The following is an 11195-nucleotide window of genomic DNA, read 5'->3' as shown; positions in this document are numbered from 1 at the left end:
AATTGTCTGTAGACTATCAAGAACTGATTGACGGATATAAATTGACCAAAAACTATAAAATACAAAATTTAAAGTTTTTAGATTTTCATAACTTGTCAGATTTACTTTGACAGACCACTGACCATCAACTACTGACCACTAACTACTGACCACTGACCACTGACTAATTACTACCGCAATTGCACAACCTTGGGTGCGTCATTCATGTGAATGGTATCCACAAACCGAGCAGTTTTAGACTGGCTAGAAATAACTAAACTTTGAGTTCTCGCACCGCCCTTGAAGAAGCGGACACCTTCCATTAGATTACCACTGGTAATACCACAACCTGCAAACAGAACGTTTTGACCCGATGCGAGTTCATGAGCATCATAGACTTTATCATGGTCAGTGATATTCATAGAGTTGAGACGCTCAATATTGGCTTCTTTGCTTTCACCAATCAATCCAGTTTTCACTACTGCTGGATCGTAGATAAGTTGTCCTTGGAAGTGTCCACCTAAAGCCCGCATTGCAGCAGCAGAAATTACACCTTCGGGTGCAGCACCGATACCCATGAGAGCATGAATATTAGTACCAGAAAAACCGCAGGATATAGCAGCACCTACGTCACCATCAGAAATTAGTGATACTCTAGCCCCAGCTTCACGGATTTCCTTGATTAAATCGTTGTGGCGCTCGCGCTTCATCACTACTATCACAAGTTCATCAATGGCACGATCTAGACACTCAGAAAGGATTTTCAGGTTTTCTGTAGCTGATTTATTGATATCAACCAAACCTTTAGCTGCTGGGGGTGCTGCGAGTTTCTTCATGTAGAAATCAGGAGCAGCAAATAGACCACCTTTTTCGGAAATTGCCAAAACAGCCATTGAACCGGGTTGTCCGTAAGCTACTAAATTTGTTCCTTCGCAAGGGTCAACAGCAATGTCAATTTCTACAAGTTCTTCCAGATTACAGACACTGGCAGCATTTGGTTGAGTACAGATACCAACTTCTTCACCAATGTAAAGCATAGGAGCTTCGTCCCGTTCGCCTTCACCGATGACGATGCGACCACGCATATGGATTTTGTTCATCCGTTCGCGCATCGCTTCCACTGCTACTTGGTCAGCAATATTCTTTTCGCCCTTACCCATCCACTTAGAAGAAGCGATCGCTGCTTGCTCAACTACTTCTATAATCTCTAACCCAAGAGTATTTTCCACGAGTATCCCCTCTAAATTACTTGTCTTAGCGTCGTTTAATTAGCTATTTCAGTTTTCAAGTTTACCAAAACAAGGATACTTATGGAAAAAAGTCTTGACTAGCAACTATGTTAAGTTTTGCGACTAAGGCAGTATTGCGAGTTTTTATAGTACATTCATATTAGTTAAGTTAAAGTAGAAATTGCTGACAGTAATTGAGTAAATGCGCCTAGCAAGTTAGAATAGTTATGGTGACAGCCTCTCCACTGTTCCTTACGAGGCTTTTATGGCAGCAAATCTCAAACAAATAGCCAAGTATCTAGATAATCTTGGTTGGGACTACCGTTTTGATGAAGAAGAAGACCGGATTATTACGGGTGTGGAAGCGGAAAACATCGAAGATTTTCTGATAGTTGTCCAACTGGACGAGGAAGGAAAATTTTTTCGGCTATTTGCACCCCAAGTTTTGGCAGAAGTAAAAGACCATCCCTACAAAGACGCTATCCTCCAGACGATGCTGGCTATTTCCTGGGAAACTAAAATGCTGCAATGGGAATATGATCCATCCGATGGTGAAATCCGCGCTATCATCGAATTTCCCCTGGAAGACTCCCTGCTCACCGAAAGACAATTTAACCGTTGTCTGAGCGGATTAATCCAAATCGTGGATACCGTTGCCCTGCCGCGGTTGCAAGAGGTGATGGAAACAGGAGAAGATCCGGGAAATCTGGACTTAGGAGAAAGATTATTATTGAGTATTCAAGAACAAGCTCCTGGATTATTAGAACTCCTGGAAAAAGCCATGGAAGCGCGGAAAAAGCGGGGTAGTTTGTCTGATGAATAAAGCGGATCACTACTGAAATCACTAAACTGCAAAGTGATAACCTGATTATATACTGAAATCTTGTAAGGCTGGATTTTTATGACATCCTATGCAACCTCCTCTGCTAAAGCAGAAATGAGTGAACTCCGGCGGTTAAAAAGCTTATTACCCCCAGAATTACAAAGTTGGGTAACAGTTGAAGGCACAACAGAGGTTAATCCATCCCTGATTCGTTGCGAAGAAATTGGCAAAGACCAAGTGGAAATTCAAATTGACTTGGTAAAATGGGATGCTCTGGCAATGGACCAGCGGAATTTGCTGTTTTGGCACGAAGTTGCTCGCGTGCAAAACGACACTATTCCCAAAGATGGTTGGGAAATGGCCGCACTAGCCATTGGTTTAGGTGGTGCTGTTGGTGAATTATGGGTACAAGATGGATTATTGCTAGTATTAGCTATGGCGCTCTGTGGCGTTTCTGGTTGGCGATTATATCAAAAAAATAATGGTGGTAAACAAGTTAAAGAATTGCTAGATGCTGACGAAAAAGCGATCGCTCTGGCAACCCGCTTTGGTTATAGTTTACCCAACGCCTATAAAAGTCTTGGTAGTGCCTTAAAAACCTTAGTGGAAAACACTCCTAGCAAAAATCAGCGTTCTCGATATGAAGCGAGACTTTCTGCTCTTAAACGCAGCGCCAACAAAGCCAAAGCTAAATCCCGGAATGAGGACTCTGGATTGTGAAATTTTGACAATTAGTGGGGTGGGACACACCCAACCCACAAAGATACAGTCAGAGTCAGGACTAAAAGCCTTGAACATCAGTAATATCTATCTATTAGACTTTTATATTCAGAAAAATTTCCGAGAAATTCATCTATTTAACAAAATATTAAAACTTTATCAAACCTTCTTATTTTGCTCATAAAAACTTTTTAAATTCGCGTCTTTGTTGAATATTTTATAAGTTTAGGAAGTCACAGGTCGCAAAAATAGCGAAATCTCCTTACTTACATCTGCAACTAATCAACCGCCGATTTTAACTTTTTAACAACTGTACTTTGGAAGACAATTATTTTTTTAAATAGCTCTAACTTAGTGTTAGAGGCTGGTTAAAGGAATTTTTTATCTTCTTCATAATGAGTTTTATTGCTCACATTGAGAAATTTTAAATTTAGACCTACTGAGTCTAAGTAGGAGATAGTTATTTCCAACTGTTTTGGCCAATATCCGTCAGGTTATCAATAAATTAGCAGGTTAATTAGTGATATTATTGCTGGCTGAAATTTTGCTAAAAATTGTGCATGAAGCAGAGGATATCCTTGAGTTAAGCTAATGCTATTGTTGACAAAGGTAAGTTTTTTCTGGCAACCCATTCTAGTCCTATAGATAATCGCCCAGAATTTGCATGAGCTGCAAAGTCCCGTAATTCAGGAAAACAGTCAATTTGGCAGTTAAAAAGGGCATTGTAATTGTTAAAACTGTCACAAAAGTAACAATGCAAATCACAAAAAGCAAAACAAATAAAAATCTGACGTATCCCGACGTTGAGATATTCCCCTTGAATTGCATAAAAAGACTTAAATCAGGTATCAGTAACATTAACTTTATTTTTAGTAATCAGATGATCATGAGAAATAACAAGTTGATTCACCTATTTACAACAGCAAAAATTTTGACAATTGCTGCTATTGTGAAGCTGGATTGGGAATATTTTCTCTAATCTTTAAAAATCTCCCAGCTTGTGCTTCATCATCCAGATTAAAAATCAGGTTAATTGTTTTTCCAGAAGAAAATTACGGTTAACAAATTAGATTATATATGGCAATTAAAGTCCAGAGTTTTATGAGTAGTCAAACCACACCAGTAGACTTTCCAGTTACTTACTTAGAAAGCGCAGTAATCTTGCAAGTTCCAGTGAGGTTAACTGTGCTTGAGGCCGTCAGTTTTAAGCAAACTTGCCAAAACTTAATTGCAGCGGATTTACCACCAGGGCAAATTTTTATTGATTTCCAAAATACTACTTTTATGGATAGTAGTGGTTTAGGTTCTCTAGTCAGCAACTTTAAAAATTCTCAAGAAAAGGGAATCAAAGTAACACTGCGTCATGTTACACCCCAAGTCATGGCAGTTTTAAATCTGACAGGGCTAGATCAGGTGTTTCCCATTGAGTCTCTTCACAACCTCACACTAATAGCCACAGATAACTTTACAAACTCAGGAAAAAATACTTCTCGCAAAGTAGATCCACTTCCTCAAACTCATAATTCCGTGGCATCTTGGATGAAACGGCTGATTGATATTGTGGGATCATTAGTTGGTTTAGTAATTACATTTATTTTGTTTATTCCCATAGTAATCGCCATTCAAATTGACGATCCTGGTCCAATTTTCTTTAGGCAAACTCGTTGTGGTTGGATGGGTAAGCGGTTTGCAATTTGGAAATTTCGGTCTATGTGTGTAGATGCAGAAGCTAGAAAATCCCAAATCAAAAATCAAGTCGAAGGCGCTTTCTTTAAAAATGATAATGATCCCAGAATTACTAAAGTAGGTAACTTTTTACGCCGTACCAGTTTAGATGAACTACCTCAATTTTGGAACGTTCTCAAAGGGGAAATGAGTTTAGTCGGGACTCGACCACCCACACCTGATGAAGTAGAACGCTACGAAGTCCCCGAATGGCAACGTTTCGACGTTAAACCTGGTATGACTGGTGAATGGCAAGTTAACGGCCGCTCTAAAGTTCGGAGTTTTGAAGATGTGATTCGGTTAGATTTACAGTATCAGCAAAATTGGACTTTAGTTTATGATTTAAAGTTAATTTTCAAAACCATCACCATTTTGTTTAATAAAAACAGTGGGGCTGTTTAGCCACTGCTAAACGTCAGTATTCAGCTAATACCTGACGACTGACGACTGAATGCTTGCTACTAAACTAAATTCACCAAGTTAAAACATTCAATTTACCCAAGTTACAAATCGGCTTGGGTTTATTTTTATGAAAGGAACAGGGAAACTAAGCTATCTACCAGGGGTGAGGCTGAAAACCTGGCTTGGGGGCTAATTTTTCGCGTCTGTTCCCCATTCCCTATTCCCTTGGTTGATAAAGTGATCAACTGTAGAATATGTTACTATTCAGGAAAAACCTATTCACACAATTGCAGTTCAGCTATTTTGAGATATTTGTAAGCAAGTTGAATAAGTAGTGGCAACAGAAAAAACGCACATGAGGTTGAATGACTGAATCTTTCCCCCGAAATTTACCATTGACAATAAACCCTGTGAGCAGCCCTAAAACTGACACAGAAGCTACGAGTAAAAATTTAGCTTTAACTATTGCTGAGGCAGCTTTAGACCGCAAAGCAGTAGAAATTATCTTGCTCAATGTGGCAGAGATTTCTTCCCTCGCGGATTACTTTGTGATGATGACTGGTTATTCCAAGGTGCAAGTTAGGGCGATCGCTGACGCAATTCAAGGACAAGTTGAAATTGACTGGCAACGACGACCCATCAGAACAGAAGGCAAAGCCGAAGGAACTTGGGTACTACAAGATTATGGTGATGTCATCGTCCATATCATGATGCCAAGAGAACGGGAGTTTTATAATTTAGAAGCGTTCTGGGGACACGCGGAACGTATTTCCCTACCAAACGCCGAGAATGTTGGGAGTTAACCGATATGATGCGATCCTCCCTTGAGAATTGCCCAGTTCCTACAGAACAACAACCACTGAATGAGTACGAAGAATTAAAAAATGCCTGGCTATTTCGAGATAGTATCTTAAGCTGGGCTAACTTCACCAAGAAAATTTTTTGGATCTGGGCTTGGTCTTGGTTAGTAGCAGGACCTGTGGCAGCAGCCAGTTTTTCTCCCCAAAAGCAGATTTTTAATTTTCTCCTTTGTGGATCTGGTGCTGCTAGTGTAAGTATAGTGCTAGTACTAGTCCGGTTATATTTAGGTTGGTTCTATGTGCGCGATCGCCTTTATAGTCCCACCGTATTCTACGAAGAATCTGGTTGGTACGACGGACACACTTGGACAAAACCCCAAGAAGTCATCAGTCGTGATCGGTTAATTGTTACCTACGAAATCAAACCCATCTTCCAACGCTTGCAAATTACCTTTGCCGCCTTGGCTCTTACGTATCTTATTGGTACTATAGTTTGGCATTTCTTGTAAATAGTCATTGGTCATTAGTCATTAGTAAAACAACCAACCACTGACAACTGACAACTGACAACTGTACGGGCGAAGCATTTGGAGAACTATTTTTGGCAATGATCGATAATTTATCTTCCAAATGCTTCGCCCCTACTGACCACTGACCACTGACAATTCACAAAATAGATATAAACCCATGACAATGGGAAAACGAACTCAAGCCGCAGCACTAGAAGTCCGGTTGCTGCGTGAAGGCATTATCGAATCTCGGCATATAGTCCAGGCTGTAGTTAGTGATGACCGGGGACGGGTACTTTCCGTTGCTGGTAACGCTGAAACCGCCGCATTTGTCCGTTCTGCCCTCAAACCATTTCAAGCACTGGCTATCACCAGCACAGGCACATTAGAACGTTATGGTTTGAGCGATAAAGACTTAGCAATTATCACCAGTTCCCACAAAGGCAGTATGGAACAGGTGAGACAGGTATTTAACATCCTGTGGCGAGCAGATATTGACATCAATGCCCTGCACTGCCCAATTCCTCAAGGTAAGAGTAGTGCTTTAGAATATAACTGTTCTGGTAAACACGCCGGAATGTTAGCTGTTTGTCAGCAACGCCATTGGCCGTTAACTAACTATTTGGATCGTAAACACCCAGTCCAACAGTTAATTATCACCAAAGTAGCAGAATTGCTGCGAATGCCAGCAGCAGAATTTCTTACCGCCCATGATGACTGTGGCGCACCCACATATCTGATGCAACTCAGTCAAATGGCCTCTTTATATGCTGTATTAGCTTCTAGCAATAGCGTGGATATGGAGCGAATTGTCCGCGCCATGAATCATCATCCTACAATGGTGGCGGGTGTTGGAGAATTTGATACAGAATTGATGCGCTTAACTCCTGGTGAACTGGTGAGTAAATCTGGAGCGGAAGGGGTACAGTGCATTGGCCGACTTGGTGAAGGCATGGGATTAGCTATTAAAGTCATGGATGGCTCAACACGCGCTAAATATGCCGTAGCTATTCACATCCTCCAACAAATGGGTTGGATTAGTCCCAGTATTGCCCAAAGCCTCTCTGAAAAGTTTATGAACCTGGGGAAATACAAGCGTTTGGAAGTAATTGGAGAATTATCGCTTTTGTAGTTGACAAACTTTTGACTTCGCGCTATATTAAAGGAGTCGAGAGAAAAGCGACAAAAGCGACGCGGGATAGAGCAGCCTGGTAGCTCGTCGGGCTCATAACCCGAAGGTCAGTGGTTCAAATCCACTTCCCGCCACCAAATAAAAAATAAGTCCCTGTAACTTTTAAAGATTACGGGGACTTATTTTGCATCCCACATTCCGCACTTCAAAAAGTAGTATACAAAAACTACATTTACAACTAATTAGGGCTTGCTAAATAAAGCTAAAACCATTTATTAATAAGGGTTTCGCGGATTTTTATCACAAAAAAGTGCAAGGTTTTGGCTGATGGTGTCCCAAAATAGATGCATTTTTCTTTGTCAGATTTGGAAAATTGAGGATATCCAGATAATTGATATTTTTGAAAAATTCCAGCCAGAGAAATTTTATTTACCTCTGACATTTTTGTTGAGCTTTGACTGGATAACCGTTATAGGCTTAATTAAGTAACGGCAAGCCCCCTCAATCACACCAGTCGCAATGGGAAAACCCGCAGCCAAATAATCATCGTATTTGAGAAAAGCACCATGATTGAGTAGATAATTAGCACATTTATCCACCGGAGAACATTGTTCAATTTTTAGTTGATGTCAGGTAGCACTAGGACGCATACCAGAAGCCACCAAACTAGATTGACCTTTCAAAATGCGGAGCAAACTTAACCAATCCACCATTTCTTCAAATAGTTGGCGGAAGAGGAAATCAGGATATTATTAAGGATTAGTTAGAATTGAATAATGACGAAAAGTATCAACCATTTTGTGCTACCATTGTTTATATTTTGGAAAATTATTACTGCTAACTTTTAATAGTATTTTACTATAAACTCCATCTTAAAAGTAAAATTCTGGGTTTAGCAAAGAAATCTATAAAATTTTACAAAACAATGACTTTACAGAAGTTAGACAAAAAGGAAGTCATATTGTCATGCAAAAAGCAATAGAAGACTCTACTCTGACTGCTATTGTACCTAATCACTCATCTGTTAAATTGGGTACATTAATGTCAATTATTCGGCAATCTCAACTACCTCGTTCTTTATGTGAATAATAGTTTTATCATAATTTTATCGAAAATCTATCTCAAATCACTATGACACAAGAACCGATACAAGTAATTGGCGGCGGACTCGCAGGAACAGAAGCAGCATGGCAAATAGCCCAAGCCGGCGTGCCTGTAATTCTTCACGAGATGCGCCCTAAACGCTTCAGCCCTGCCCATCATACGGAAAATTTGGCTGAATTGGTCTGTAGCAACTCTTTCGGGGCTATGGCGAGCGATCGCGCCGCCGGTCTCTTACACGAAGAACTCCGCCAACTCGGTTCTATTGTCATCTCCAAAGCAGATGAACACGCAGTCCCTGCTGGTGGGGCTTTGGCGGTAGACAGAGGACAATTTGGCGAAGATTTGACCAAAACCTTAGCAAATCATCCTTTAATTGATTTCCGACGCGGTGAAGTTAAAGAAATTCCCCAAGGTATCGTTGTATTAGCTTCTGGACCTTTAACCAGTCCCGATTTAGCCGCAGATTTACAGCGATTTACGGGGATGGAATATCTCAACTTTTTTGATGCTGCGAGTCCAATTATTGTCGGAGATTCTATCAATAAAGATATTGCATTTATGGCTTCTCGTTATGATAAAGGTGAGGCAGCTTATCTAAATTGTCCGATGAATAAAGAGCAGTATTTACAATTTCGATCAGCACTTTGTCAAGCAGAACAAACGGAATTAAAAGACTTTGAAAAAGAAACAGCGAAATTTTTTGAAGCTTGTTTACCAATTGAAGAAATGGCCAGAAGAGGTGAAGATACCATGCGTTATGGACCTCTCAAACCAGTGGGTTTATCTGATCCTCGCAATGGAGAACGTAACTATGCGGTAATTCAATTACGACAAGAAGATAAAGCCGGTCAACTTTGGAATATGGTCGGATTTCAAACTAATTTGCGGTGGGGTGAACAAAAAAGAGTATTTCAAATGATACCTGGATTGGAAAAAGCCGAGTTTGTCAGATTAGGAGTAATGCACCGCAATACTTTTTTAAATGCACCGCAGTTGATGTCTGCAAGTTTGCAATTTAAAGAACGTCCAACTTTATTAGCTGCGGGACAATTAATAGGAACAGAAGGTTATACTGCTGCATCTGCGGGAGGTTGGTTAGCGGGAACAAATGCAGCGCGGTTAGCTTTAGGAAAAGAACCTCTAATTTTACCTATTACAACCATGATGGGGGCATTATTTGAGTTTATCAGATCCGCTGCACCAAAACATTTTCAACCGATGGCTCCTAATTTTGGAATTGTGCCAGATTTGGGTGTGAAAATTAAGAGTAAACCGGAAAAATACGGACGTTACCGCGATCGCTCTTTAGCAGATTTAGCAACTTGGAAAATGGAAAATTCAGCCGTTTAAATTAATAGGAGGAAGTGTTTTAATCTTTCTCCTTCAACATCACTAAACCATGTATTCCCACTGCTGTAATCACACCTCCCAATAATCCCCAAGTAGCATCAGCAAAAACATTAATTCGATGGGCTAAAGCTCGATGATATGCAAATTGTAAAGTTCTTTCATTAGGCTTTTCCTCTTTTACCAATTTTTCTAAATAATTTTCAGCTTTTATTAGTGCGTCATAATCAGTACCAAAATAATAAAGGGATATCAATACTACCAATAAACCAGGTATGACTAAAGTAAGTAATAAAATTCCTGGGCGTGTCTTCATAAAAACATTTAATATTTTTAGTTTATTATAAGTAGGTGAACGGAAAAAAAACCGTAGACGCGGAGCGGCTTCTCGAAGAGTAATATATCAGGAAAAGTAAAGTTGCCCAAAACCTCTTCCCTGTTCCCAGTTAAGAGTTCCCTGCCCTCACAGACAACTTATTCAGCAAGCCCTAAGTATCATCAAGGGGGTTTAAGGGGTATGGAGCTTATCCTGTCTTATTCCTAGCTTCATCGTCGCCCCGTTAGACGCAAACATGGATATTAAAACGATGGTGGATTTTGTAGATTTACTTAAAACATTCAATACCAATTATTGGCACAGAATCAAGGAAATCTTGCCAAAATTCTTGCCCAAATTCTTTTATTCCATCAGGTGAGACTATTGGTAATTGCCAGCGAACCTCTTTAAAACCGACACTCTGAAATGCCCATTCATGAGTGGGAATGCTGAGGTAATAGTTATCAAAGGTGAATTTATGATTATTAATAAATGTATATTTTATGGGTGTACCTTCGATTAGTGGTGAATCTATACTTTTAATAAATCCATATTTTTCAGTTTTCAGATATGATACAGGTGCTTGAGAGGGATTGCTATTAATAGTAACAAAACGACCACCAGGTTTAAGATTGGCAAATATACTTTTACACATTTTGAGTAATTCTTCTGAACTTCGGGCATAATTTAGGAGATAGGAAGCAACTACCAAATCAAAGCTGCCTATTTCACCGAGTTCAAGTACATCACCAAGAATATATTCAATATTTTGAAATTTTCTAGTTTCTTCTTCTCTTGCCAATTCAATCATTTTTTGGGAAATGTCTACCCCTACAACCTTTGCTGCACCTTGATCTTTAAACTTTCTGGTATAAAATCCTTCTCCACAAGCCAGATCCAGAATTGATTTTTCCGCCAAATTGCCAAGCATATTAAAATATGTATATGCTTCTATATGTAAACGCATCGGCAATTCTTTGGATTCTTTATACTCTTTGGCTATGGAGTCATAGTTACTAGTCATTTTTATATCCTACTATTTAAAGTTAAAGAACTTGGGTCTTGAATTCAAAGTTAATCTATCAAATTCTCAAATGAGTTTTTTGACA

The 11195-nt window shown here is 39.6% G+C and carries 11 protein-coding genes, 1 tRNA gene and 1 pseudogene; 9 read left to right on the top strand and 4 right to left on the bottom strand.

Features of this window, described 5'->3' with window-relative positions:
- Positions 1-170: 170 nt before the first annotated feature.
- Positions 171-1208: a class II fructose-bisphosphatase gene (gene glpX, locus FJR08_RS14955; protein WP_168633694.1), complete on the bottom strand. Its 1038-nt coding sequence runs from the start codon at positions 1206-1208 to the stop codon at positions 171-173.
- Between the two features lie 265 nt (positions 1209-1473).
- Here glpX and FJR08_RS14950 point away from each other — a divergent pair, with 265 nt between their 5' ends.
- The 7 genes from FJR08_RS14950 to FJR08_RS14920 all read left to right on the top strand — a co-directional run bounded on the left by FJR08_RS14950 (position 1474) and on the right by FJR08_RS14920 (position 7456).
- A complete protein-coding gene (locus tag FJR08_RS14950; RefSeq protein ID WP_015080644.1) occupies positions 1474-2031 on the top strand; it encodes a hypothetical protein in 558 nt (185 codons plus the stop codon).
- A 78-nt stretch (positions 2032-2109) separates the two neighbouring features.
- Positions 2110-2751 carry a DUF3318 domain-containing protein gene (locus FJR08_RS14945; RefSeq protein WP_015080643.1) on the top strand — a complete coding sequence of 214 codons (642 nt, stop codon included), beginning with the start codon at positions 2110-2112 and terminating at the stop codon, positions 2749-2751.
- Between the two features lie 1077 nt (positions 2752-3828).
- Complete coding sequence (locus FJR08_RS14940; RefSeq protein ID WP_168633693.1) at positions 3829-4878, top strand: sugar transferase; 1050 nt, start codon at positions 3829-3831, stop codon at positions 4876-4878.
- A gap of 365 nt (positions 4879-5243) precedes the next feature.
- The gene (gene rsfS / locus FJR08_RS14935; RefSeq protein ID WP_015080640.1) at positions 5244-5681 is read left to right on the top strand and encodes a ribosome silencing factor; all 438 of its coding nucleotides are present in this window, start codon (positions 5244-5246) and stop codon (positions 5679-5681) included.
- A 5-nt stretch (positions 5682-5686) separates the two neighbouring features.
- A complete protein-coding gene (locus FJR08_RS14930; protein WP_015080639.1) occupies positions 5687-6187 on the top strand; it encodes a CGLD27 family protein in 501 nt (166 codons plus the stop codon).
- Between the two features lie 178 nt (positions 6188-6365).
- The gene (locus FJR08_RS14925) at positions 6366-7319 is read left to right on the top strand and encodes an asparaginase (protein WP_015080638.1); all 954 of its coding nucleotides are present in this window, start codon (positions 6366-6368) and stop codon (positions 7317-7319) included.
- Between the two features lie 60 nt (positions 7320-7379).
- A tRNA-Met gene (locus tag FJR08_RS14920) sits at positions 7380-7456 on the top strand.
- Between the two features lie 339 nt (positions 7457-7795).
- Here FJR08_RS14920 and FJR08_RS14915 read toward each other — a convergent pair.
- Positions 7796-8023, bottom strand: a pseudogene (locus FJR08_RS14915) (ISKra4 family transposase); the annotation flags it as partial.
- Positions 8024-8222: 199 nt separating this feature from the next.
- On the opposite strand from FJR08_RS14915, the gene FJR08_RS14910 reads away from it, so the two are divergent.
- Together FJR08_RS14910 and trmFO are read left to right on the top strand one after the other, a co-directional pair.
- Entirely contained in the window at positions 8223-8408 is a 186-nt protein-coding gene (locus tag FJR08_RS14910; RefSeq protein WP_083881465.1) for a type II toxin-antitoxin system HicA family toxin, read from the top strand.
- Between the two features lie 42 nt (positions 8409-8450).
- Positions 8451-9773 (top strand): FADH(2)-oxidizing methylenetetrahydrofolate--tRNA-(uracil(54)-C(5))-methyltransferase TrmFO, encoded by a 1323-nt coding sequence (gene trmFO / locus FJR08_RS14905; RefSeq protein ID WP_015080636.1) that lies wholly within the window; start codon positions 8451-8453, stop codon positions 9771-9773.
- Positions 9774-9792: 19 nt separating this feature from the next.
- On the opposite strand, the gene FJR08_RS14900 is transcribed toward trmFO, so the two are convergent.
- Both FJR08_RS14900 and FJR08_RS14895 read right to left on the bottom strand, forming a co-directional pair.
- Positions 9793-10086, bottom strand: coding sequence for a hypothetical protein (locus FJR08_RS14900; protein WP_053540358.1), 294 nt, complete (start codon positions 10084-10086; stop codon positions 9793-9795).
- Between the two features lie 289 nt (positions 10087-10375).
- Positions 10376-11110 (bottom strand): class I SAM-dependent methyltransferase, encoded by a 735-nt coding sequence (locus tag FJR08_RS14895; protein ID WP_168633692.1) that lies wholly within the window; start codon positions 11108-11110, stop codon positions 10376-10378.
- Positions 11111-11195: the final 85 nt, after the last annotated feature.

The sequence above is a fragment of the Dolichospermum sp. UHCC 0260 genome (assembly GCF_009711985.1).
Taxonomy (GTDB): Bacteria; Cyanobacteriota; Cyanobacteriia; order Cyanobacteriales; family Nostocaceae; genus Dolichospermum; species Dolichospermum lemmermannii.
This window is presented reverse-complemented; position numbering and strand designations above follow the sequence as displayed.